Raw genomic sequence first — 23,415 nt, 5'->3', positions numbered from 1 at the left:
AGGTAATTATGCTAATAAGAAACATTAGACTTATGGATAAAGAAGGGTTATGGGATATCTTAATTAAGGACGGAGTTATCAAAGAAATCGGTCAAGGGTTACTTGCTAATGGTGAAGAAATATTAGATGGCAACAAAGGGTTGGCTCTGCCACCCTTCGTTGAACCACATATACATCTAGACACGGCACTTACTGCAGGGGAACCAAAATGGAATGAAAGTGGTACCCTTTTTGAAGGTATAGAGAGATGGGCTGAGAGGAAACAGCTTTTAACTAAAGAGGATGTTAAAAAACGTGCTAAAAAAGCTATTCAGTGGCAGGTTGCAAACGGTATTCAGTATATCAGGACACATGTGGATGTGACAGATCCTGAGCTTATAGCACTAAAAGCTTTAGTGGAACTGAGGGATGAAATAGAGGAAATAGCTACTTTGCAAATAGTAGCTTTCCCACAAGAAGGAATCCTTTCTTATCCAAATGGATTAGAGTTGTTGGAAGAGGCAGTAAAAGAAGGAGCCGATTGCATAGGAGCCATTCCCCACTATGAGTTTACTAGGGAATATGGAGTGCAGTCCATTGAGGAAGTCTTTAAGTTGGCTAAGAAGTACAATAAGCTTATAGATGTTCACTGTGATGAGATAGATGATGAACAATCAAGATTTGTAGAAGTTGTAGCAGCAAAGGCATATGAGGCGGGTATGGGGTCTAAGGTCACTGCAAGTCATACAACAGCAATGCATTCTTATAATGATGCATATACTTCAAAATTGTTTAGATTATTAAAGCTGTCGCAAATAAATTTTGTGGCAAACCCCCTTGTTAACATTCACCTTCAAGGAAGATTTGACAGCTATCCTAAACGAAGGGGCATCACTAGGGTTAAAGAACTAGATGCTGCAGGGATAAATGTTGGATTTGGTCATGATGACATTTTTGATCCATGGTACCCTCTTGGAACGGGTAATATGCTAGAGGTATTACACATGGGGCTTCACATCTGTCAGATGATGGGCTATAGTCAGATCAATGAGTCCATAAAACATATAACCACAAACAGTGCTAAGGTTTTAAACCTTGAAGGATATGGTATTGAGGTAGGAAACCATGGAAACCTAATCATACTAGCAGCAGAAAACGGATACGAAGCAATAAGAAGAAGAGCAGCAGTAACTTACTCCATTAGAAAAGGAAAAATAATAGCTAAAACTACACAGCCTGAAAGTAGGATATACACCTCAGATGGAGAGCAGGAAATAAAATTTTAACATAGCAATGCGACATCTTTCCATGTCGCATTTTTAACTTTTTCTCGCAGTTGTAGGGGGCCCTCTTGTAGGGCCCTGACAGTATAAAGGGAGCTTAGAAAATTTTGAATGCCAGGATGGAATTAGGTTAATGGTAAGTTTAAACATATATTTAACATAATTTACATCCACTAAAATTGAAGGAAATTCACCCCCTTTGTTGAAAAAGTAATATAGTAATTTTTACGGAGTGGGGGGATTTACATACAAGCACTAAATGAGAGATGGGTTAGGGAAACTATAACCCTAAAACCCATGGGAAAAAAACATATGAGCCATATAATCGAATTACTAGATGACTACATAATAAAGGAAATGATGGGGACAGTAGGTAACCCTACTTTAAGTAATTTTACGGGGAAATCACATAAATGCTTTGTGGTAGAAGGGCAGATGGAAGAGTTTATTGGGATCGTGGAGTTATTTAACATCTGTCGTGAAAGCAAAAGAGCTGAACTAAGTATTGCCATAAAACCAACATTAAGGGGCAAGGGGTATGGACATGAAGCCTTAGAAAGGATTTTAGAAATAGGGTTTGAAGAATTAGGGTTAAATAAAATCTGGCTAAGGGTTATGGAACATAATAATCATGCCATAAATTTATATGGGAAAATAGGGTTTGTTCGGGAAGGTTTATGTAGGGAAAAGAGTTTAAGAAACGGCAGTTATGTTAATCAAATTCAAATGAGTATTTTAAGAAAAGAATGGGAGGGGAATGATTAAGAATATTTACCCTTGACTATATTTTAAAATATTGCTATTATGTGAATGTATAAAATTGTAAATTAAAAAGGTGGCATATTAGGGCATGATAATTACTCTTAGCTAATCAAGTAACTTAACAGTAAAGCAAATTAGCCTGTATTATTGGGGTTTATTTAGTATAGCTTTTCTGTGGTACTTGAATATGTTAAGGGTTATCTTGAACAGTATGCACTTCATCTGTTTACGATACCCGCACTTTATTAAGTGTGGGTTTTTGTTTAAGTTGAAGAAGGCTGTAAAGGTACTCTTATACTTTGACAGCCTTTTTATTTTACATAAAAAAGGGGAGAGTTTAAAATGAAAAAAATTAACTATGAAAACTACTATTGGCAAAATGATTTAGTGAGATTAAGGGCTTTAAAAGAAGAGGATTGGGAGGAGTCATACTATAACCAGTTTGATAGTAAAGCTCGGGTAATGCTACAGTATGAGTTGGAGCTACCACCTGTGGAAGAAAAGGTAAAGGAATCATATAGTGCCTTTGTTGGATTTAAGCCTGGTACAGGAAGATTGATGTTTGCTATTGAAAACTTAGAAGGTGAGTTTGTGGGAAGTTTCAATCTAAATTCCATAGATGAAAAAAACGGAACCTTTAGCATAGGTATGCAAATGAGTGTAGGACAAAGGGGAAAAGGTTACGGTACCGCTGCTATGAGGATACTTTTAGGATATGCTTTTTTCGAACGTAGGCTAAATAAATATAATGGATCTGTTATTCAGTGGAATGTGGGATCGGCAACCATGCTAAAAAAAGTTGGCTGTAAACAAGAAGGCATCAGAAGACAGAACATCTACACAGATGGTCATTATGTAGATGAGATATTATATGGACTTACCAAAGAGGACTTTATTGCCAATGAAGAGAAGTTAAACAGATATACTGAAAAAGAGCACGTTGATTTAGGAGAGTAGATAAATGTACTATAGGGTATTAACAAAAGAAGAAAACTATAAATTACAAGAAATAAATCGTAGAGAAATAGCAGAAAAAATATACCTTTATATTGAAGGGAAGTTAGTACTAAAGGAGAGATTTTATGACATAAAGGGCTGGCACCCTCAAGAGGTAGAGAAATATATCGGGGTATTAAATCAAATCCATGAAAGAGGAGGATATATCATCGGAGCATTTGATGGGGATATAATTTGCGGTATAGCAGCTTTGGATAATGTGTTTTTTGGTCAAAGCAAAGCTTACCTAAACTTTGACAAACTCTATGTAAGCTATGAATATAGAGGGAAGGGCATAGGCAGAAAACTAATGGAGATCTGCTGCCAAAAAGCTAAAGAACTAGGAGCTAAGAAACTGTATGTATCGTCATCAGAATTTGAAAACACAGTGAATTTCTATATAGGTATGGGATGTACTATAGTTGAGGAATATATCAAAGAAAAGCAAGAACTAGAGCCAGAAGATATACATCTAGAGCTGAAACTATAAATGATAAAAGATACAATCTGCCTGCCACTAAATGCACTAAAGGGTAGAGACTAATGTGACCTCTTGCAGGATTTTAACTAGTTAATGTTGAAAAGTATATATAGACAAATATAACAAATTTCACAGGAGGGCATTAAGCAAATGAAGATTTATATCACAAGACACGGAGAAACACTTTGGAATAAAGAGGGAAAGCTGCAGGGATGGATGAACTCTGAACTTACTGAAGAAGGGATAAAGAACGCAAAAAAAGTGGGGGAACACTTTAAAGATATTAAACTGGATAAAATATTTAGTAGCCCCTTAGGAAGGGCTTATGAGACAGCCATATATGCAAGGGGAACTAATGAAACAGAAATCATAACTAAGGACTATTTAAAGGAGATGGGCTTCGGTGTTTTGGAAGGAATGGATCAATATATAGTCGATGAGCAGTACAGTGAAGATCTGTTTCTTTTTTGGAACCAACCCCACTTGTATAGGGCAGTTAAAGATGGAGAGAGCTTTGAGGAACTATTTAATAGAGCCAAAGAGGGTTTGAAAGACATATTGGAGTCATCTAGAGGATGTGAAAATATCCTTATTGTATCCCATGCGGTACTTATCAAAGCTATGTTTGCCATAATTAAGGAGCTCCCCATTGAACACATCTGGGCCCCTCCTTTTCAGAAGAATAACTGCCTATCAATTTTGGAAGTAAATGATGATAGAATGGAACTGGTCCTTGAAGGGGATGTATCACATTTAGACTAATAAAACAAGCTATGCCTAGGCATAGCTTGTTTTATTAATAAAGATTTAATATGTTCAGAATTGACTATACTATCATAGGAGGATATAATGAAATAGTAAAAATATAGAAACTTAGGAAAGGGGTTGTATTTTATTATGAAAAAGTCTATTGCTGAGGTGAACCCAACCAATTAAATAGTGGGTCAATGTAATATTTACTAGTAAGTAAGCTAAATTTACTTACTTTATTAAGTTATGCCATTGACCGAAGATCTAGTAATAACCCTAAAGCCTAATAAGTATAAATGGAGGCACGGTTTGGTTATCGTGTTTTTTTTGTACCCAAAAACTGCAGGAGGTTATTTCTCTGCAGCTTTTTTATGCCTTTTTTTAACTTACAAACAGCCTTTCAGTTGGTTCTCTTATAAAAAGGGGCTCAGTGTAAGTTTGCAGTTTAGAGGTTTTCTATCAGTCTAAAAGGTGTTAGAGGTTTTACTAAAAACTACAACCAAAATGGAGGAATTACAAATTGAATTTAACTAACTACGGATGGAATGAAAAATGGGAAGATAATTTCCTAAACCTAAATCAAAGGGAAAAATTAGTACCAGCACGAGTGAGTGCAGTTTACTCAGAACGATATGATATCTTTACAACAGAAGGAGAAAAACAGGCGAAGATGTCTGGGAAAATGATCTATGAGTCACTATATGCGGCTAAAAATCCAGCAGTAGGAGACTGGGTGGCAGTGGAAAACAACCCTAACGGACCTTGGATTATTAAAGGAGTGCTTCCAAGACAAAGCTGTCTACAAAGGCAAGGAATAAATGGAGAAGTGGAGTCACAAGTAATAGGTTCAAATGTGGATAAATGTATTTTGGTTCAATCATTACTTGGTGACTATAGTATAGCTAGGCTAGAAAGATATGTGGCTATGGTGTGGGATTCCGGCTCTATTCCTATGATTGTGCTAACAAAGGCAGACTTGCTAGAAGAGGAAGAAGTAATAGATAAAATAGGAGAGGTGGAAAGTGCTTTTCCAGGGGTTGATATCATGGCAATCTCATCTATAACAAAAAAGGGTATAGATAAACTTATGCCCCTGCTAGAACCTACAAAAACTTATATGGTTATGGGGAGCTCTGGTGTGGGTAAATCAACACTTCTAAATGTATTAATGGGTGAAGAGATAATGGAAACAGCAGATGTCAGGGAGGCTGACCAAAAGGGCCGACATACCACTACACATAGGCAAATGTTTACACTGGAAAATGGAGCACTTTATATAGATACACCAGGCATGAGAGAACTAGCCTTATTTAATTTCCAGGGCTTAAATAAAACCTTTAGCGATGTTGCTGAAATTGCTAGGACATGTAAGTTTAATAACTGTACCCATGAAGATGAACCAGACTGTGCCGTGAGAGAGGCACTTGAGTCTGGAAGCCTTACAGTAGAACGGTGGGAGAGCTATATTAAGCTTAAAAAAGAAGAACGGGTATATAAGAGCAAGCAAATAAGATTACAGAAAAAAATAGCTAACGCCAAAGTAAAAAAACAAAAGGTTCATTATAAAGACTTTAAGCGGGGCAAAACAGGTAAAATAGAGTACCAATACTAGAAAAAAGTGAAGGGTTAAGCCTTCACTTTTTTGTCTGGTCGATCCATGGCTAATACATTGGTCACACTGATTACCCCCGTCCCTTGCTCGTTTTCTCCCACACCATCTAATGGATTGCATGAGTACAATAATAAGGATTTCACTTTATTTGGTGTTAGCCTAGGGTTAGATTGCAATATTTGAGCTATAACCCCAGCACAGATAGGGCATGCCATGGAAGTTCCTGACATAGAAACATACCAGTTTTCAATTCTACCATTCTTATTTTGCTTATCCATGAGGGACCGGGGAGAAACTAAAGAAATAATATCTACCCCAGGTGCCATCACATCTGGTTTTACGTATCCATCTGGTGTAGGACCACGGCTTGAAAAATTGGCTACACTATCGTCAGTGGGTGTAGTGGTTTTGTTATCATCTATAGCACCGACTGTAATTATTTTAGGGTGGATACCTGGAGCATTGATAGTTCTTGGGTTTGGACCTGAGTTTCCTGCAGCTGCACAGACTATAAGACCTGCATCCCAGGCTTTTTCCACAGCAGCACATAGTGGGTCGTCCTTATAAGAGGAATAACTCTCAGTACCTAAAGACAAATTTATGATACGTATTTCAAACCTGTGTTGGTTTTCAATACACCACTGAACCCCTTCAATAACCCCTGATAGAGAGCCTGAACCAACTTTGTTCAGCACCTTTACACCAACAATCCTTGATTTAGGTGCTGGTCCTCGATATTTACCATCAGAGCTACTTCCATCGGAAGCTATGGCTCCAGCAACGTGAGTACCGTGACCATTATCGTCATAGGTAGTATTTTTACCCTGGATAAAGTCCACAAAACCTATTATTCTACCCTTTAGGTCAGGATGGTCATATACCCCTGTATCTAAAACTGCCACTACCACACCATCTCCCGTAATATCCTTATCCCAAAGAGGGGAAGAACCAACTGTAGGGATTGCTGTATCTAATATTGCTCTAACTTCACTGTCATACCATACTTTTTTAACCCTATTATCTGCCACTAATTTTTCAAGTGTCTTTGCACTTACTGTAGTGGAAAAAGAATTAATTAGGGCTAAGTCTTTTCTAAGCTTACATCCCGAAGACTTAGCTATGGTTGCCATGGAGCAGCCCATATCTTTAACACTTTCCGTTTGAACTACTACTGGTATTTTTTTAAACCTTAAGGAAAGGGGTTTGACACTCTTTTGCAAAAAGCAAGGGGTAAACCTCACAGGTTTGTACCACTTAATTATTTTTGACCTCAAAAGAGGGCACATTTTACTTCTGTACATCCTTATCCACTGCACATCCTCTATCATCACATATCACTCCATTTATCATTTATATAACATAATATGGTATGATAGGAGATAAGGGATAAACATAAAACACAACTTTAAGAAAAATACCTTTGCCTAATATAGTACCTCAGTAGGTTTAATTAGTTTGAAATAGGCGACTAAAATTAAAAGCAGGAACATAATTAAATTTATTGAAAGGTATATTTAAGTGAGTTAATTATATTACTACAAAATAGAAAGGGGGATTAAAAATGAAAAGAAAGGTAATACTTGTCATGCTATCATTTATGCTAATACTAATATTATCTGGCTGTATTCCAGGAGATGGATCATATACCCAGCAGCAGCCTGCTGGTTTCTTTTGGGGTATCTGGCATGGTTGGTTAGCTCCCATTTCAGTGGTCATAGGTTTCTTCAACAGAGATATCCGTGTTTACGAAGTATACAATACTGGCTGGCCCTATGACATAGGATTCTATATGGCAGTTATAAGTGGATTCGGTGGGATTTCACTTTCAAGAAATAAGAAGAAAAACTAAGAAGGAGGCGAAAGCCTCTTTTTTTTGTCCATTTATAATAAAATTACAAGCTCCTTACTAATCAAACTCCATATACTAAAAATTCCACAAACCAAGCCTTTTCTACCACAGAAGAAATCTTTTAAATTTTCTTAATATAATTTTAGGTCTAAAAAAAATAATATCAAAATATAATTCTACTAATCAACCAATAGGGGGTAAAGAAATGGTAAACCAAAGTAATGATACTATAACCACCTCAGAAAATAATATTGTAAACCCTAACGATGAGCTCATTGAAAGAATAGCAGCTTGGATTAACAAAAAAAGCTTGGCTGTACCTGCAGTACTTTATTTAGAACTTCATAAACCAGTTGCTGGCATCGCCAGCGCGTTTGTAAACTTCTTAGCTCCTGGACTAGATTGGATACTTGGTGAAAAGAACTTAGAAGATTTAGCTAATATTCTTCAAGATAGGCGAGAAGTGGAAAGGCTAATCGTCAGGATTGAAGATTATAAATAAAAATCATTTGAGGAGGTGAATTATTAATGTCTGATTTTATCATCATGTCACGTCTAATTCTTTTCGTCTTAACAATTGGTTTTTCATTGTCTATGATCATCATCATTAAGAATGCCAAAAAGGGTAAGAAGCCGTTCATTAGGAAAATTAATGGGTTAGAGGCTATTGATGAAGCGGTGGGTAGAGCAACAGAGATGGGTCGACCAGTGCATTTTTCTCCTGGTATTGCATCTTTAAGTGAAGAACAAGCAGCTCAATCTCTAGCAGGTCTTTCTGTTTTAGGTTATGTTGCAAAACTAACAGCTAAGTATGACACTACACTTATCACAACAATTAGAATTCCTGAGATGCTTCCTATCGCTGAAGAGGTTGTAAAACAAAGTTATGTGACTGAAGGGAAACCAGATGCGTATAACCCAAACAACATTAGGTTCCTTTCCAACGAACAATTTGCTTATGCAGCTGGCTGCTTAGGGATTATGACAAGGGAAAAGGTTGCAACTAACATCATGATGGGAGCGTTCTGGGCAGAATCACTAATCTTTGCAGAGGGAGGTTTTGCTGCAGGTTCCATTCAAGTGGCTGGAACAGCTAACTATCATCAGATTCCATTCTTCATTGCAGCTTGTGACTATACCTTGATAGGTGAAGAGTTATTCGCTGCAGGAGCTTATTTATCAGAAGATCCTTTACTATTAGGTAGTATAGCAGTCCAAGATATAGGTAAAGCCCTTGCTATTATACTGATAGCAATAGGTAGTATAACAACACAGTTTGAGTGGACTGTTATTACAGACTTTATTTCGAAGTATTCAGCACTATAAACTAAATAGAAACTAAGAGGAGGTGAAGAATGTGCGTCGTGAAGTCCCAATTATTGTTACTTTAATAGCAGGTTTATTGTTTTTATTAGACTACTTTATTAAGATTCCCTTAATATCAGGCATAGTTGGGGAATTTGAAACCTGGGCTATTGTAATTTCTGCCTTTGCCCTCGGGCTAGGTGCTGCTAACTTATTTAGAATTCACTTGCAAAAGGCAATAAAGAAATCTGAAGGTTGGTATAACAGCGTACTACTACTGGTCTCCATGGTGGTAATGGCTATTAGTGGAATTGGCTGGACCCAAACGAACTCTATATACTCATATATGTTTGATAATATATTTGTCCCCATTAACGGAACAATGTTCGCATTACTAGCATTTTACCTTGCTTCTGCTTCTTACAGAGCCTTTAGGGTTAGGACACCAGAAGCGACAGTTCTTCTAGTATCAGCAGTTATTGTTATGGTTGGTAATGCCCCTGTGGGAAGATTGATATGGGAAGGGTTCCCTGGTTACTCTAGTTGGATTATGTCAGTATTTAACTCAGCGGGTATGCGGGGTATTATAATCGGAGCATCCCTAGGAGCTATAGTGACATCATTAAGAATAATCTTCGGTATCGATAGGTCCTACTTCGGAGGACAATAAAAATTACGAGGAGGTGAAAAAAGATGAAATGGTTAAAGAAATTGCAAACCATTGATAGTAAAATAATCTATCTCGTTTTATTCTTTGCTATAGCATTACCCTTAATATTTCCAATAGGAATACCAGTAGAAATTAATGCTGGAACCAGAACTTTCTATGATACTATTGATAATTTACCAAAAGGTTCTGTGATTCTTATATCATATGACTGGGATGCAGCTTCTGCCCCTGAGTTATTACCACAGGCAACAGCCATTACTAAACACGCACTTACTAACGGTCATAAAATTGTGGCTTTAGGCCTATGGTATGCAGGACCAACCTTTGCAGACAGAGTTCATAATGCCGTAGCTGCTGAGGTTGAGGGTAAAGAGTATGGGGTTGACTTCGTCAACTTAGGATACAGGCCTGGGGGAGCAGTGGTACTGAACTCCATGGCTAGAGATTTCCATCAAACATTCCCAGAAGATGTAAACAGAACAAGACTTAGCGAAATTCCATTAATGAAAGAGGTTAAGGATATAAACGATATTGACTTAATTATTGACTTATCTGCTGGAGACCCAGGTTACAGGGCGTATATTGAGCAAATTGGCTCTCAGTACAATGTTCCTATCCTTGTAGGTTGTACGGCAGTTTCAGTATCAGGTATAACACCTTACCTGCAGTCTGGTAACGTTGGAGCTTTATTAGGCGGTCTTAGAGCGGCGGCTGAGTATGAGTTGTTAATAGATACACCTGGCCTAGGCTTAGGTGGAATGGATGCACAATCAGTTGCCCATTTAACTATAATAGCCTTTATCATAGTAGGCAATATAGCTTATATTGCAACTAAGAAAAAAAAATAACTGAGCGGAAAAAATAAAAGGGAGGTGAATTGATGGAAACTTTAGGTATATGGATAGCGGCCATAGGAACAATTGCAATACTGAGCTTTTTATACAAAGAAAATCCAATTTATCGTACAGTTGAGCATATATTTGTTGGAGTATCTGCCGGTATAGGTCTATACTGGGGTTATGATTCAATAAGACAAAATGCCTGGAACCCTTTATTTAACCCAGCGGAGGGTGAATCCAGACAATTATTGATGCTCATCCCTTTAATACTAGGTATCCTTTTGTATTCCCGTTTTATGGAGAACTACAAATGGGTTAGTAGAATACCCCTAGGTTTTATCATCGGTATTGGTAGTGCTTTAGCCATCAGGGGGGTTATTGGTGCATCTTTTATGGACCAGATCATTGCAACAATGAGAATGCCACTTTGGGGCACTATGGTTAAGTTTGGATTTGACTCGCTACTGTTTGTGGTCGGAGTTATAGGCACTTTAATTTATTTCTTCTTCTCCACTGAGCAAAAGGGTGCGCTCAAATACGGTGCAAGTATCGGTAAATGGACCATGATGATTGCCTTCGGTACAGCCTTTGGTAATACAGTTATGAGTAGGGTATCACTCCTTATTGGAAGAGTTTACTTCTTGCTAGGTGAATGGTTACAAATAATTTAAAACTTATGGCCCGCTAACGCGGGCCCTTTAAAATCAGGAGGTGTTATGGTGAAAACTCCAGAAGAAATAAAGTCAATACTAGCAGTAGACTGTGGGAGTACCACCACAAAAGCAATACTAATTGAGCTTGATGGACGAAATTATAGGCTCAAAGTAAGGGGAGAGGCCCCAACTACTGTGGAAAAGCCCTTTGAGGATGTTACTAAAGGGGTACGAAACGCTGTAAGGGAAGTGGAGGAATTAGCTGGCAAGACCATAATGGATGAAGTAGGAATAATTACACCTGCTCAAGGGGATAAAGGTGTAGACTTATTTTTAGCTACAAGTAGTGCCGGTGGTGGATTACAAATGATGGTAGCCGGTGTTGTTAAGAAGATGAGTGCTGAAAGTGCCCAAAGGGCAGCACTGGGTGCTGGAGCTATAGTTATGGATACAATTGCTGTTGATGATGGAAGGTTGCTTTATCAAAAGATAGAAAGAATTCGCCAACTAAGACCCGATATGGTTCTTGTTGCTGGTGGTATAGATGGTGGTACAAAATCCCATGTTGTTGAGATAGCTGAGATTTTATCAGCTGCTGATCCAAAGCCTAGATTGGGAAGTGGCTATAACCTGCCAATTATATACTGCGGTAACAAAGAGGCAAGAAAAGAAGTTGGTGGCCTGTTAGAAGGAAAGGTTGATCTTAGGTATGTTGATAACATTAGGCCTGTTTTAGAGAAGGAAGTACTAGGACCTGCCAGGGAAGAAATACATAACTTGTTTATGGAACATGTTATGGCACAGGCTCCTGGATACAAGACTCTAAAATCATGGACAGATGCACCTATAATGCCTACACCTGGAGCAGTGGGTAAAATAATACAAACAGTGGCAGAAGAAAATGATATCAATGTTATAGGTGTAGATATCGGCGGGGCTACCACAGATGTATTTTCTATGTTTGAAAACACATTTAATAGGACAGTTAGTGCCAATTTAGGAATGAGTTATAGCGTTTGTAATGTACTTGTTGAAACAGGTATTGATAATATAATGAGATGGATCCCCTTTGATATGGATCCAAACGAAATTAAAAATAGAATACGCAATAAAATGATTAGACCAACTACAATCCCACATACACTAGAAGACCTAATAGTAGAGCAAGCCATTGCTAGGGAGGCATTGTCACTGGCTTTTGCACATCATAAAACATTAGCCGTAGGACTTAGGGGAGTGCAGCGCCAGAGGAATATTTCCGATGCATTCGACCAAAGCTCAGGTGAGGACACCATAATTGATATGATGGATTTAGATATGATCATCGGCAGTGGGGGGGCCTTGTCCCATGCTCCTAGAAGACTGCAAAGTGGTATAATGATGATAGATGCATTCCAACCAGAAGGCATCACAAGATTAGCAGTGGATAGCATATTTATGATGCCTCAGCTAGGTGTCCTTTCATCAGTACACCCAAAGGCGGCCACAGAAGTATTTGAAAAAGATTGTCTTATTCATTTAGGAACATGTATAACACCTACAGGGAATATCAAAAAAGGTGCTGCTGCCTTAAAGGTCAAATATTTAAAAGATGGTAAAGAACATGAAGAGACTATTTATGGTGGTGAGATACGGGTCATACCATGTGAGGATAGTATGGAAATGGATATAATCCCTGCTTCAGGTTTAGATATAGGTAATGGTAAAGGAAAGCATACCAAAAAAGAAGTAAGTGGTGGTGTTTGTGGTATTTTCTTAGATTGTAGAGGAAGACCTTTAAGCATTTCAACGGATCCTAAAGAAAGAGCTAAGCAATTATTAACATGGTTTAGCCAAACCAACATGTATCCAATAGTAAGTGTAGGACTAGAAGAGGGGAGGGGTAAATAATGAGTGATGCTTATTCACCAGGCTTAATGGTTACTGAAATGACAAAGGTTCGTAAAACCAGAAGGCTTCCACTTAAAGGTGACGTACTAGTGAAAGCAGGCGAGTATGTAACTCCCCACACTGTTGTAGCAAAAACTAATATACCAGGGCGACCCCATGTAGTTAATGTAGCTAATCAGTTAAACTTAGAGCCAGAGGATTTACCAGAAGCAATGGTAAAGAAAATAGGTGATGAAATAAAAGAAAAGGATATTTTAGCTAAATTCAGCAGTTTCTTTGGTTTATTTAAGGGTGAGTGTAAATCCCATGTGTCAGGTATTTTAGAACACGTTTCTGATATTACAGGACAGGTTACCATACGAGAACCTGCGATCCCTGTGGCAGTGACGGGGTATGTACAAGGGAAAGTAATAGAAACCATAGATGAAGAAGGTGTAGTTATTGAAACACCAGCTGCCCTTGTACAGGGAATATTTGGTGTAGGTCCCGAAAGCTTTGGTCAACTAAAGATGGCAGTTAAAAAACCAACAGATGTCCTAACTGATACTATGATTACGGAAGAAGATAAAGACAGAATCTTAGTTGGCGGTGCCCTTGTGAGCTCTAGAGCCATGAAAAAGGCTGAAAAAATAGGAGTTATAGGTATAATCACAGGGGGAGTTTTAGATAACGAACTTAACGATTATTTAGGGTATGAGATTGGTGTAGCAATAACTGGGCACGAAGATATAAGCCTCACTGTTGTTATGACAGAAGGTTTTGGAAAGATACCCATGGCTGAAAAGACCTTTAACCTTCTAAAAAATTTAGAAGGAAAGATGGCTTCAGTAAATGGAGCTACCCAAATCAGGGCAGGTGTACTAAGACCAGAAGTTATTGTTCCTAGAGAGTACGAAGAAAGGGAAGAAGATGAGGAAGTATTAGGCCTAAGTATTGGAACAAGGGTTAGAGTTATCAGAACTCCATTCTTCGGAAAGCTTGGTACTGTTACAGGTCTTCCCATACAACTAACAAAGATTGACACAGAGGCGAAAGTAAGGGTGTTAGAGTTGCAACTGGACCAGGGAGGCAAAGTTACGGTGCCCAGAGCGAACGTAGAAATAATCGAAGGATAGATAGACTGTTGAAAAGCCAGCATCTTTTTTGTTGCTACAAAAGCCCGGCATCCTCACGTATGTTTATACGCTGCGGTGCCGGGCTTTTTTGCGCCTCAAATCTACAGACTTTTGAACAGTCTATTACTGGGGTCGACAACATAAAGGAAAATCCCCGATTTCATATGTCGGGGATTATTGTGTGTTTATCTTTTTGCCTAAGCAAACATGTTGCCGAAATTATCCTTAAACCCTATAATTTGTCCACGTGAGCCTTACTCCTTCTTTGGTCATTGCAGTAAAATGCACAGTAGTTCCGGCTGGGAAGTATTGACTATTTAGCCATACAACTTCCATAATCTGCTGGTTTGGCTTTACAACAACGGTGCAAACCCCACCACGGAATCTCATGTCTGCAACACTATAATTATTTATAGTCATAAATAGGCCACGAGAATGTTGATCCTTTAGTTGATTATGGATATTTGGAACTGCATCTAGGGAAGGGTAAACATTAACACGAGTTACAGAAGTATTTATAGGTATCTGGGTTATTTTCCTAAAAGATATTGGAATATATTCTACTTTAGGGTACTTAAAGACCTTCTGGAACCACGTTCTAGCATTATTAAATAATCTAAACATGGCACTTCCCTCCTAACACTTTTATATATAATATGCCAGGTTAGCTTAAGTGATGACAGGATTAGGGTAGGGTTTAAGGGGGAAGGAGAGAAATTTCCAGTTTGCAATGTGTAATTTCAATTGACAATTAAAACCCTTATGTTCAAAAGAGCCTACGGGGATTCTGTGTAAATTTATGGCTAAGTTTTGGAGTTAAAGATTTTAGAGGCAAAATTTGAAAAAAATCACTGTAAAATATATAATCTAATTAGTTAAAAGAAGGAAAAGAGGATGTTTAAAATGAATTTTAGATTTAACCATATGAAAGAGACCCAAGATTTTGGTAAAAAAATAGGTGAGTTATTAAAAAAGGGTGATATCCTGCTATTAGATGGAGATCTTGGAGCAGGAAAAACTACTTTTACCCAAGGCATAGCAAAGGGATTAGGTATAGACTCTTATGTCAAAAGTCCAACCTTTACTTACGTTATAGAGTATAATGGACGAATTCCCCTATATCACTTTGACCTTTATAGATTACAAAACCCAGAAGAAATATACGATCTTGGTTTTGATGACTACTTAGAGCAAGGTGTGCTTGTTATGGAGTGGGGTGCTTTAGCCCAAGAACTTTTACAACAAGAGCACATACCATATATAAAAATAACCATAGATAAAACTGGTGAAAACCAACGGGAATTAAAAATAGTAGATACAGCCCGAGGAAAAGAGTTGACGAAGGAGTTGGAATAATGCTTTGTTTAAGTATGGAGACATCCACCAAAACATGTAGTGTGGCATTGGTTGATGATAATAAAACACTAGGAGAAATAAGAATAAATTCTGAACATACACACTCCCAAAAGCTTATGCCTGCAGTGGACATGCTACTTAAAAGTGTGGAAAAGAAACTTGATGATGTGGAGTTAATTGGTGTGGCAGTGGGGCCAGGCTCTTTTACGGGTTTACGCATTGGTATCTCAACAGCTAAAGGGTTAGCCTATGGCAGAAAGATCCCAGTGGTAGGTATTTCTACCCTAGAAGGCCTAGCCCTAAGTACTAACAACCACGAAGCAACAGTTGTACCAATCTTAAATGCCCGCAGAAATCAAGTTTATACAGCTATCTTTAAGTATAACATCAGCTCATATGCTAGATTACTAGAAGACAGTATAATTAAACTAGATGAACTCATTGGGAAACTGAATGAACTAGAGGGAGAGTTTATTTTTACTGGGGACGGGGTACCCGTATTTTCTGAACAAATAACAATGGCTTTAGGTGATAGGGCTAAATTCATATCTCAATACAATTGTATTCCCAGTGCAGTATCAATTGGGCAAATTGCATTAGAACAGTACAAGCTAAAAGGGGGAGATGATCCCTTTACTTTAAAGCCTGAGTACCTTAGGCTTTCCGAAGCGGAGAGGAATATACTAAAGGGGTGTAGTTAATGGAGGAGAATTTTGTTGTAGTCCCCATGGGTTTACAACATATTGAGGGAGTTTGGGAAGTTGAAAAACTATGTTTCACAACACCTTGGTCAAAGGAATCCTTTGAAAAGGAAGTTACTGATAATAACTTTGCATTTTATTTAGTGGTGTTAGATCCGCAAAAAGAGGATAAGGTAGTAGCATATGTGGGAAGTTGGCTTATACTCGATGAGTGCCATATAACAAATGTAGCTGTCCACCCTGAATATAAGAGACTGGGAATTGCATGTGGTTTACTCAAGATACTACAGGACACTGTGAAACTTAGAGGTATTTTGAGGATAACTTTGGAAGTGAGGAAATCCAATGATCCAGCAAAGGATTTATACAAAAAGTTAGGTTTTTACGAAGAAGGTATCAGGAAAGGGTATTATTCTGATAATAATGAAGATGCAATAATAATGTGGTTAAATCTTAGTTAGTTTGGAGGTTATATGATTGGATACATGTAAAGTATTAGCTGTAGAGACGTCTTGTGATGAGACAGCAATTGCCATAGTAGAAAACGGAAAAAGGGTTCTTGCAAATAAGGTTTTATCACAAATAGAAATACATAAAGTTTTCGGAGGTGTTGTACCAGAGGTGGCGTCAAGACATCACCTTGAGGGTATTTTACCCCTCGTGGAAGAAGCCCTAGAAGAAGCAAACTGTACTTTAGACGAGATAGAATGCATAGCTGTTACCAACGGGCCTGGTTTAGTGGGAGCACTATTAGTTGGTGTATCAGTGGCAAAGTCATTGGCTTATGGCTTAAACAAACCACTGGTACCTGTAAATCATTTGGCTGGTCATATCTATGCATGCTTTTTAGATAACCCAGTGGAGTTCCCTTTAGTGGCCCTTATTGTGTCAGGTGGACATACTGATTTAATTTACATGGATAAGCACCTAAGCTTTGAAATAATGGGTCAAACTAGGGATGATGCTGCTGGAGAAGCCTTTGATAAAATAGCAAGGGCAATGGGTCTTGGTTACCCAGGAGGACCTGTTGTGGATAAAAGAGCTCAAAAAGGTGATGCATCAGCCATAGGATTTCCAAGGGTATTTTTGGAGAAGGGGAGTTTTGATTTCAGTTTCAGCGGATTAAAATCTGCTGTTCTAAACTTTCTACACAATAGTGAACAACGCCAAGAAGCAATAAATGTTGATGATGTCTGCGCATCCTTTCAACAAGCAGTGGTAGATGTTCTTGTTGATAAGACAATTGAGTGTGCTAAATTTAAAGGTGTAGATAATGTAATCATAGCAGGTGGTGTATCAGCAAATAGTGGCTTAAGAAAATCTATTGAAAAAAGATGCAATGAAGAAGGGTTGAATTTATTTAGACCGAGCCTCTCCTTATGCACTGACAATGCAGCTATGATTGCAACAGTGGGCTATTACTTATATAAAGCAGGTGTTAGGGCAGATTTAGAACTCAATGCATATGCTTCCATGCCCCTAGGATAAGTTATCCACAAAGAACACCTGTTTTTTCTGTGGATAGTGTGGATAAGTATATAAAAAGTGCCTTAAATTAAGAAATTCACAATGTGGATAATCTCAAAAGTTTATTTCGACAAATAATGTGGATAATGTGGATAAAAACGACAAAAACCCACAAAATTAGTCCTTTGATATGTGGATAACCCTGTGGACAATGTGGATAACCGAAGGTTTGTTCCCTTAATGCTTTTTTTATATTTGACAGTTTTTTGGAAAGAATGTAACATTATAATGATAATAGAGTTAATTGGATATTTTAGGCTTTTTAACCTATAATAAATATATTTAATAAAGTTAACCAAAATAGGCATTTATCATAATATGTAGTAACAACTTAGTAAAATTCTGAGAAAGAGGGTGACTAATTATATGGAAGGTATAAACAAATTTCATCTAATTGGAATAGGCGGTTATGGTATGAGTGCCATCGCTAAGATATTGTTAGAAAAAGGTTATCAGGTAAGTGGTTCTGATTTAAATAAAAGTAGTATAGTAGAAAGACTTATAAACAAAGGTGCAAAGATATATCTAGGACACAGTAAAGAAAACATTCAAGACACCGAAGCAATTATCTACTCAACGGCTATTCCAGATAGTAACCCAGAACTTGCTGAAGCAAGGGCAAAGGGTTTAAAGATATATCATCGTTCAGAGATGTTAGCAGTGCTTTTGAATCAAGGCTACGGTATAGCAATAGCTGGTGCCCATGGCAAAACCACAACCACATCCATGACCTCACTAATACTAGAACAGGGCGGTAAGGATCCTACAGCTTTAATTGGAGGAGAATTAAGCAACTTTGAAGGAAATGCAAGATTAGGGAAAAGTAACATTGTAGTGGCTGAGGCCTGTGAAAGTGATCATTCTTTTTTAAGATATAACCCAGATATTGCCCTAATAACAAACATAGAGGCGGACCACTTAGAGCATTATGATGGTAGTTTTGAAAAGTTGTTGGACACGTACCACGACTTTTTGAAAAACCTAGAAGAAGATGGTTCTGCGGTGGTATATTATGATGATGAAAACATAAAAGAAGTCTTAAATAGAGGTTTCGATAAAAATCTAGTGACCTATGGTCTAGCGGACACCAATATGTATTACCCAAAAAACATAGTCTTAAAAGAAATGGGATCAACATTTGATCTTTACAAGGAAGGGAAGCTTTTAGGGCAAATAGAACTAGCTGTACCCGGTGAGCACAATATCTTAAATGCCCTAGGAGCCACAGTTGTAGGGCTTCTCAATGGTGTTGATATTGAGGATGTGAATAAAGCATTAAAAAGTTTTGTTGGTGCAAAAAGGAGATTCCAAGTAATCCACAATAATGAAGTTTTAGTTGTTGATGATTATGCTCATCACCCTACTGAGATAAAGGCTACTTTAAAAGCAGCTAAAAAAGTGGGTATGGGTAGAGTTATTGCTATTTTTCAACCCCAAAGATACACTAGAACAAAGTTTTTTATAGAAGAGTTTGCCCAAAGCTTCGATGATGCTCAAAAGGCTATACTTGCAGATATATACACAGCAGGTGAAGAACCCATTGAAGGTGTAACATCTAAGATACTCGTTGAAAAAATTAAGGCTTATGGGCATAAAGAAGCAATTTATATGGGACCTCAAGAAGATATATTAGACTACCTAAAGAAAGAAGTACAGCCAAATGACCTAGTTATAACCATGGGTGCAGGAGATATTTACAAGGTTGCCTATGAACTAGGACAGTGGCTAGAACAACAAGCTTAATAAGGAGTGGGCAAATATGTTGGCAATTATCGGAGCCATGGAAGAAGAAGTAAAGCTATTCAAAGACAATATGACTGCTTTAGAAGTTATAAAAAAAGCAGGTATGGAATTTTATAAAGGGAAGTTATATGACAAGGAGATAGTTCTTGTTAGATGTGGCATCGGCAAGGTTAATGCTGCAATCTGTAGTCAAGTACTATTTGATGATTTTAGCGTTAGAAAGGTTATTTTTACTGGTGTAGCTGGTGGATTAGCTCAATATGTCAATGTAGGGGATGTTGTTATATCAACTGATTGTGTTCAACATGACTTTGACGCAACAGCTTTTGGTTATAAGCCAGGTGAAGTCCCAAGATTAGATAAAGTTGAGTTTGCTGCAGCACAACAGTTAATAGATCTTGCAATAAGAAGTGCAGAAGGCATTGAAGAGTTTCCAGCAGTATACACTGGGAGAATCTTATCTGGGGACATATTTGTTGCAGATAAGGGTAAAGCCTTAGAGCTAGGAGAAAAATTCAATGGTCTATGTGTGGAGATGGAAGGAGCTGCAGTTGCTCAAGCATGTTATTTAAACGATGTTGATTTTGTGGTTATTAGATCCATGTCTGATAAAGCCGACGGCTCCGCCCACGAAGATTTCGCTACCTTTGTGAACAAAGCAGCGGAAAATGCCTTAAAACTTGTTGGAGCAATGTTGAGAAACATATAATAGTTAGTATAAAAGAGCCCATGCTAAAGCGAGGGCACTGAAAATCTTATGTATTTCATTTAAACAGAATAACTTGTACTAAAAAAAAACGACTCTCTATTCAAAATTTGAATCTAGAGTCGTTTTTTAATGATTATGCCATTTTTTATTTCGCTTATTCTTAATCCATTATTTTTAAAATTCTTTTTAGGTTTACCGTAAATATTGACATAGCTCCCTGCATCTCCATGCCAATTAGACCCGAGGATTTTGAAACATCATACCCGTGTCTATGTTTTAATTCACTATTTTTTGCTTCTATTTTATAGCGCTCTTTAGATTTTTCTTTAAAGTAATCACTTTCTTGGAATTTCGCCTGCTCGGTATGTTCGTCAGATTTGATGCTTACGGAATAGGTCTTACTTTTAGCTCCAGATTTATAGCACCCTTCTTTTAAATGGCATACCTTACACTTTTCTATATCAAAATAGTATGTGTCTGTTTGATTAGTGGAAAATTTTTTCTTCCCTTGGCGAGCTTTACGTATAGCCATATGGCCAGCCTTACATATATACATTCCAGCATCTTTATTAAAATCGAATTCATCTTCTTTTTTTCGGAAACCTTGTGTTACAGATGGGTTTAATTTGGCGACTAATTTTATTTTTTTCTCTTTTGTATATTCAATGTTGCCTTTTTCAGAATATGCAGCATCACCGATAACAGTTTCAACTTTCATCCCAGCTTTTACACTTTTTTCTATCAGTGTTTCTAATTGTTTCCCATCATTTTTTTCTCCGGTTGTAACTGTTGCAGCTGTAATAATTCTTTCTTCGCTTATGGCAATATGGGTTTTGTAACCAAAAAATGATGTATCGGCACTTTTATGACCTATTCTTGCATCTTGATCCTGAGATATTTGTAAGTGTTCAATATCATCAGCAACTGATTCTTTTAAAAGGTTCAATTGTTCCTTTACTTTTGGATATTGAGCAAAAGCATCTTCCTTTTCAACCACCTCAATAAGCTTGTGGCAATAGTCTATTTCAGCTTCTAAGGCATCTGTTGTGTTTTTGGTAGGAAATTTATCCTTCATAGTTTCATCTATCTGATAAATAACTTTTCTCAGCTTTTTAGACCGATCCATCAGAATTTCTCTGGGGGATTTTTGATTGTAGCGCGCTCTTGTGTGGGTGGCATCCACGATAATGGATTTACTTTTGATGATTTCCTTTTCAATGGCTATTTCAACAGTTTTATTGATAAGCATATCCAATAAGTTTATATTTTCTAAGCGTAGTTTTCGAAATTTCGTAAGAGAACTTGGCTCTATCACCGACTCTTCAGGAGCCATATTTAGAAAATACTTAAAGGACATGTCATATTTTGAGCGTTCCACCACATCTACATCCGACAAGTCATAAATCGTTTTTAGTAATAAATACTTAAACATGCGAATGGGATCGATAGCATTTCTACCGTTATTATGGCAATATTTATCTTTAAGCTCACCATAAACAAAAGAGAAGTCGACCAGATCATTAATTCTACGGAGTAAATTTTCCTTTGGAACGACCAAATTATATATCTCCATATATGGACTTAAAATCATTGACTGTTGATTTTGTATCATAGCACCCACCCAATTCTTAATTGATACTTCAATTATACAGCAAAAAAAGCATAATTACCTTAGTGTTTAAGGAATTATGCCTTTTTTCGCTTTGAAGGGACTTTTTCAGTGCCCTCGCTAAAGCATGGGCTCTTTTATTGCCTCAAAAAGGACACAAAAAAAGAGCTTGGATTACTCTCCTTGCTCTTTTACAAACATAGACTTATCTTGTCCCACTGGGACTCTTATGATAAACTCTGTGCCTGTTTCTGGCTTGCTGTTATATATAATGGAGCCACCATATTCACTCACTATGGACTTTATTATATATAAACCTAAGCCATTACTTCCTTTTTTAGTTGTATACCCTTTTAAAAAAATTTCTTCACCTAAATCTTGAGGTATATAACCCCCATTATTAAAGATTCTTATGACATTAAAGCCGTTTTCAAAACCTAAATATAACTTAACAAAAGGCTTATCTGCTTTGCTTGCGGCTTTAAATGCGTTATCTATTAAATTACCTAGAAGGTTCACAGCTTGGATTTTACATAATGGAAAAGCTTCGAAATCATCTTCAATTGCCATCATAAAATCAATTTTGCTTTCTTTGGCAACCCCTGCTTTTACAAGCAGAAGCGATTTTATTTCAAGGCGGGATATTTGCATAAGTTGAAAATGTGGCCTAACTTCATTGGTTATTTCCTTGACGTATTTATTTAACTCATCATAGTTACCCAAATCAGAGAAACCATTGATAACTTGTAGGTGATTCATAAAATCATGCTTTTGCTGTTGAATTGTTTCAACCAGCTTACCCAGATTATCAAGATTTTCTTTTTGCTTTTCTATGACAAACTCTTGAGTTGCAACTTTACGTAGTTTTTTTATATTTAAAAGGACTAAAACAAAAACAACCATATTGACCAAAAGTGCAACTACCACCATACGATCATTCATTACAAAAGCAATATCAGCAAAAAGCCCGTTATGATTCATAGTTATTAATAGTATCTGTAAGAATGACTGTATTAAAACACCGTTTATTAAAAAAGTAACCTTGAGACTAGATTTAGTTTCCAAAAAGCTCCCCCCTACACCTCTATTTAGTACCTAGCTACTGTAGCTAGGTCTTTTAAGTTTCTTCTGAGTTGCCAACGTATAAGAAAGCCAACACATAAAAAAAACAAAGAAGCAGGTATAGTTAAGATAACTCTTATAAATTCTAAAGACCATATTTGTTCTATTGATAAATTTGTAATTGAGTTATAAATATATAGGACAAAAAAGTCAATGATATATAGTAATGTAAAGTAGATTACTGCAATGGAAAAAGTAGAGTTTAATCTTTCATATGATATGTGGTGCAGTATGTATGCTAAAAACATCATTGGTACAAGTGAATGGAAACCAAAACTAAACACTGCCCTTGATATCCAAATAACAAAAGCAAACAGTAAACTGCTAGAAACAAATTGTCCTACCTTTGGTCGTAGTTTTATAAAAGACAAACAAAAATATACAGCTACAAAGGACCTTGGAATTACACTAAAGACAAAATTGAAAACTGAAGTTAGCTCCACTATTACCCCTCCCTTTAATTA

At 37.1% G+C, this 23,415-nt stretch carries 25 protein-coding genes; 20 read left to right on the top strand and 5 right to left on the bottom strand.

The genetic code is table 11. From position 1 onward, the window contains the following. The first annotated feature begins 8 nt into the window (after positions 1–8). From codA to rsgA, 6 genes are all read left to right on the top strand, one after another. Complete coding sequence (codA, locus tag HYG86_RS07090; protein WP_213168358.1) at positions 9–1,265, top strand: cytosine deaminase; 1,257 nt, start codon at positions 9–11, stop codon at positions 1,263–1,265. A gap of 309 nt (positions 1,266–1,574) precedes the next feature. Then, positions 1,575–2,027: a GNAT family N-acetyltransferase gene (locus tag HYG86_RS07085; protein WP_213168356.1), complete on the top strand. Its 453-nt coding sequence runs from the start codon at positions 1,575–1,577 to the stop codon at positions 2,025–2,027. Positions 2,028–2,366: 339 nt separating this feature from the next. Continuing rightward, positions 2,367–2,981 carry a GNAT family N-acetyltransferase gene (locus tag HYG86_RS07080; protein WP_213168354.1) on the top strand — a complete coding sequence of 205 codons (615 nt, stop codon included), beginning with the start codon at positions 2,367–2,369 and terminating at the stop codon, positions 2,979–2,981. A gap of 4 nt (positions 2,982–2,985) precedes the next feature. Continuing rightward, complete coding sequence (locus HYG86_RS07075; protein ID WP_213168353.1) at positions 2,986–3,510, top strand: GNAT family N-acetyltransferase; 525 nt, start codon at positions 2,986–2,988, stop codon at positions 3,508–3,510. A gap of 141 nt (positions 3,511–3,651) precedes the next feature. Then, positions 3,652–4,263 (top strand): histidine phosphatase family protein, encoded by a 612-nt coding sequence (locus HYG86_RS07070; protein ID WP_213168351.1) that lies wholly within the window; start codon positions 3,652–3,654, stop codon positions 4,261–4,263. A 508-nt stretch (positions 4,264–4,771) separates the two neighbouring features. Beyond that, a complete protein-coding gene (rsgA, locus tag HYG86_RS07065; protein ID WP_213168349.1) occupies positions 4,772–5,863 on the top strand; it encodes a ribosome small subunit-dependent GTPase A in 1,092 nt (363 codons plus the stop codon). A 14-nt stretch (positions 5,864–5,877) separates the two neighbouring features. Here rsgA and HYG86_RS07060 read toward each other — a convergent pair whose 3' ends face one another. After that, entirely contained in the window at positions 5,878–7,083 is a 1,206-nt protein-coding gene (locus HYG86_RS07060; RefSeq protein ID WP_246451912.1) for a S8 family peptidase, read from the bottom strand. A 341-nt stretch (positions 7,084–7,424) separates the two neighbouring features. Between HYG86_RS07060 and HYG86_RS07055 the strand changes: the two genes are divergently transcribed. The 8 genes from HYG86_RS07055 (at position 7,425) to HYG86_RS07020 (ending at position 14,184) form a co-directional block, all read left to right on the top strand. Next, entirely contained in the window at positions 7,425–7,712 is a 288-nt protein-coding gene (locus HYG86_RS07055; protein ID WP_213168345.1) for a hypothetical protein, read from the top strand. Positions 7,713–7,917: 205 nt separating this feature from the next. Continuing rightward, positions 7,918–8,214, top strand: coding sequence for a hypothetical protein (locus HYG86_RS07050; protein WP_213168344.1), 297 nt, complete (start codon positions 7,918–7,920; stop codon positions 8,212–8,214). A gap of 26 nt (positions 8,215–8,240) precedes the next feature. Then, positions 8,241–9,038 (top strand): DUF6754 domain-containing protein, encoded by a 798-nt coding sequence (locus HYG86_RS07045; RefSeq protein WP_213168342.1) that lies wholly within the window; start codon positions 8,241–8,243, stop codon positions 9,036–9,038. Positions 9,039–9,069: 31 nt separating this feature from the next. Beyond that, positions 9,070–9,687: a hypothetical protein gene (locus HYG86_RS07040; protein ID WP_213168341.1), complete on the top strand. Its 618-nt coding sequence runs from the start codon at positions 9,070–9,072 to the stop codon at positions 9,685–9,687. A gap of 23 nt (positions 9,688–9,710) precedes the next feature. Beyond that, the gene (locus HYG86_RS07035) at positions 9,711–10,535 is read left to right on the top strand and encodes a hypothetical protein (RefSeq protein ID WP_213168339.1); all 825 of its coding nucleotides are present in this window, start codon (positions 9,711–9,713) and stop codon (positions 10,533–10,535) included. 32 nt (positions 10,536–10,567) lie between these two features. Further along, positions 10,568–11,197: a hypothetical protein gene (locus HYG86_RS07030; RefSeq protein ID WP_213168337.1), complete on the top strand. Its 630-nt coding sequence runs from the start codon at positions 10,568–10,570 to the stop codon at positions 11,195–11,197. A gap of 45 nt (positions 11,198–11,242) precedes the next feature. Further along, positions 11,243–13,069 carry a glutamate mutase L gene (locus tag HYG86_RS07025; protein WP_213168335.1) on the top strand — a complete coding sequence of 609 codons (1,827 nt, stop codon included), beginning with the start codon at positions 11,243–11,245 and terminating at the stop codon, positions 13,067–13,069. Further along, on the top strand, positions 13,069–14,184 hold the full coding sequence (locus HYG86_RS07020) for a hypothetical protein (RefSeq protein WP_213168334.1): 1,116 nt from the start codon (positions 13,069–13,071) through the stop codon (positions 14,182–14,184). Before HYG86_RS07025 ends, HYG86_RS07020 begins: the two co-directional genes overlap by 1 nt. Before the next feature lie 225 nt (positions 14,185–14,409). Here HYG86_RS07020 and HYG86_RS07015 read toward each other — a convergent pair whose 3' ends face one another. Next, positions 14,410–14,808, bottom strand: a complete 399-nt coding sequence (locus HYG86_RS07015; protein WP_213168332.1) for a hypothetical protein — start codon at positions 14,806–14,808, stop codon at positions 14,410–14,412. Positions 14,809–15,087: 279 nt separating this feature from the next. Here HYG86_RS07015 and tsaE point away from each other — a divergent pair, with 279 nt between their 5' ends. The 6 genes from tsaE (at position 15,088) to HYG86_RS06985 (ending at position 20,220) form a co-directional block, all read left to right on the top strand. Beyond that, positions 15,088–15,540 carry a tRNA (adenosine(37)-N6)-threonylcarbamoyltransferase complex ATPase subunit type 1 TsaE gene (gene tsaE / locus HYG86_RS07010; protein ID WP_213168330.1) on the top strand — a complete coding sequence of 151 codons (453 nt, stop codon included), beginning with the start codon at positions 15,088–15,090 and terminating at the stop codon, positions 15,538–15,540. After that, a complete protein-coding gene (gene tsaB / locus HYG86_RS07005; protein ID WP_213168328.1) occupies positions 15,540–16,241 on the top strand; it encodes a tRNA (adenosine(37)-N6)-threonylcarbamoyltransferase complex dimerization subunit type 1 TsaB in 702 nt (233 codons plus the stop codon). Before tsaE ends, tsaB begins: the two co-directional genes overlap by 1 nt. Next, positions 16,241–16,702 carry a ribosomal protein S18-alanine N-acetyltransferase gene (gene rimI / locus HYG86_RS07000; protein WP_246451910.1) on the top strand — a complete coding sequence of 154 codons (462 nt, stop codon included), beginning with the start codon at positions 16,241–16,243 and terminating at the stop codon, positions 16,700–16,702. The genes tsaB and rimI overlap by 1 nt, the downstream gene beginning before the upstream one ends. Before the next feature lie 16 nt (positions 16,703–16,718). After that, positions 16,719–17,729 carry a tRNA (adenosine(37)-N6)-threonylcarbamoyltransferase complex transferase subunit TsaD gene (gene tsaD / locus HYG86_RS06995; protein WP_213168326.1) on the top strand — a complete coding sequence of 337 codons (1,011 nt, stop codon included), beginning with the start codon at positions 16,719–16,721 and terminating at the stop codon, positions 17,727–17,729. Positions 17,730–18,134: 405 nt separating this feature from the next. Further along, the gene (murC, locus tag HYG86_RS06990) at positions 18,135–19,511 is read left to right on the top strand and encodes a UDP-N-acetylmuramate--L-alanine ligase (RefSeq protein ID WP_213168324.1); all 1,377 of its coding nucleotides are present in this window, start codon (positions 18,135–18,137) and stop codon (positions 19,509–19,511) included. Positions 19,512–19,527: 16 nt separating this feature from the next. Then, the gene (locus tag HYG86_RS06985; protein ID WP_213168322.1) at positions 19,528–20,220 is read left to right on the top strand and encodes a 5'-methylthioadenosine/adenosylhomocysteine nucleosidase; all 693 of its coding nucleotides are present in this window, start codon (positions 19,528–19,530) and stop codon (positions 20,218–20,220) included. Between the two features lie 160 nt (positions 20,221–20,380). On the opposite strand, the gene HYG86_RS06980 is transcribed toward HYG86_RS06985, so the two are convergent. The 3 genes from HYG86_RS06980 to HYG86_RS06970 all read right to left on the bottom strand — a co-directional run bounded on the left by HYG86_RS06980 (position 20,381) and on the right by HYG86_RS06970 (position 23,394). Beyond that, complete coding sequence (locus HYG86_RS06980) at positions 20,381–21,832, bottom strand: IS1182 family transposase (protein ID WP_213166227.1); 1,452 nt, start codon at positions 21,830–21,832, stop codon at positions 20,381–20,383. A gap of 171 nt (positions 21,833–22,003) precedes the next feature. Beyond that, entirely contained in the window at positions 22,004–22,894 is an 891-nt protein-coding gene (locus HYG86_RS06975) for a sensor histidine kinase (RefSeq protein ID WP_213168320.1), read from the bottom strand. A 23-nt stretch (positions 22,895–22,917) separates the two neighbouring features. Next, positions 22,918–23,394 (bottom strand): hypothetical protein, encoded by a 477-nt coding sequence (locus HYG86_RS06970; RefSeq protein WP_213168318.1) that lies wholly within the window; start codon positions 23,392–23,394, stop codon positions 22,918–22,920. Positions 23,395–23,415: the final 21 nt, after the last annotated feature.

Origin of the sequence: Alkalicella caledoniensis (assembly GCF_014467015.1) — a bacterium.
Lineage (GTDB): Bacteria > Bacillota > Proteinivoracia > Proteinivoracales > Proteinivoracaceae > Alkalicella > Alkalicella caledoniensis.
This window is presented reverse-complemented; position numbering and strand designations above follow the sequence as displayed.

Excerpts from the sequence above, each read along its gene's own strand:
- HYG86_RS07055 (WP_213168345.1), top strand. The coding sequence starts at position 7,425 with ATGAAAAGAAAGGTAATACTTGTCATGCTATCATTTATGCTAATACTA.
- HYG86_RS07050 (WP_213168344.1), top strand. The coding sequence starts at position 7,918 with ATGGTAAACCAAAGTAATGATACTATAACCACCTCAGAAAATAATATT.
- HYG86_RS07015 (WP_213168332.1), bottom strand. The coding sequence starts at position 14,808 with ATGTTTAGATTATTTAATAATGCTAGAACGTGGTTCCAGAAGGTCTTT.
- tsaE (WP_213168330.1), top strand. The coding sequence starts at position 15,088 with ATGAATTTTAGATTTAACCATATGAAAGAGACCCAAGATTTTGGTAAA.
- HYG86_RS06985 (WP_213168322.1), top strand. The coding sequence starts at position 19,528 with ATGTTGGCAATTATCGGAGCCATGGAAGAAGAAGTAAAGCTATTCAAA.
- HYG86_RS07075 (WP_213168353.1), top strand. The coding sequence starts at position 2,986 with ATGTACTATAGGGTATTAACAAAAGAAGAAAACTATAAATTACAAGAA.
- HYG86_RS07025 (WP_213168335.1), top strand. The coding sequence starts at position 11,243 with ATGGTGAAAACTCCAGAAGAAATAAAGTCAATACTAGCAGTAGACTGT.
- HYG86_RS07035 (WP_213168339.1), top strand. The coding sequence starts at position 9,711 with ATGAAATGGTTAAAGAAATTGCAAACCATTGATAGTAAAATAATCTAT.
- HYG86_RS07085 (WP_213168356.1), top strand. The coding sequence starts at position 1,575 with ATGAGCCATATAATCGAATTACTAGATGACTACATAATAAAGGAAATG.
- codA (WP_213168358.1), top strand. The coding sequence starts at position 9 with ATGCTAATAAGAAACATTAGACTTATGGATAAAGAAGGGTTATGGGAT.
- tsaB (WP_213168328.1), top strand. The coding sequence starts at position 15,540 with ATGCTTTGTTTAAGTATGGAGACATCCACCAAAACATGTAGTGTGGCA.
- HYG86_RS07020 (WP_213168334.1), top strand. The coding sequence starts at position 13,069 with ATGAGTGATGCTTATTCACCAGGCTTAATGGTTACTGAAATGACAAAG.
- rimI (WP_246451910.1), top strand. The coding sequence starts at position 16,241 with ATGGAGGAGAATTTTGTTGTAGTCCCCATGGGTTTACAACATATTGAG.
- HYG86_RS07045 (WP_213168342.1), top strand. The coding sequence starts at position 8,241 with ATGTCTGATTTTATCATCATGTCACGTCTAATTCTTTTCGTCTTAACA.
- HYG86_RS06980 (WP_213166227.1), bottom strand. The coding sequence starts at position 21,832 with ATGATACAAAATCAACAGTCAATGATTTTAAGTCCATATATGGAGATA.
- HYG86_RS07080 (WP_213168354.1), top strand. The coding sequence starts at position 2,367 with ATGAAAAAAATTAACTATGAAAACTACTATTGGCAAAATGATTTAGTG.
- HYG86_RS07070 (WP_213168351.1), top strand. The coding sequence starts at position 3,652 with ATGAAGATTTATATCACAAGACACGGAGAAACACTTTGGAATAAAGAG.
- murC (WP_213168324.1), top strand. The coding sequence starts at position 18,135 with ATGGAAGGTATAAACAAATTTCATCTAATTGGAATAGGCGGTTATGGT.
- HYG86_RS07030 (WP_213168337.1), top strand. The coding sequence starts at position 10,568 with ATGGAAACTTTAGGTATATGGATAGCGGCCATAGGAACAATTGCAATA.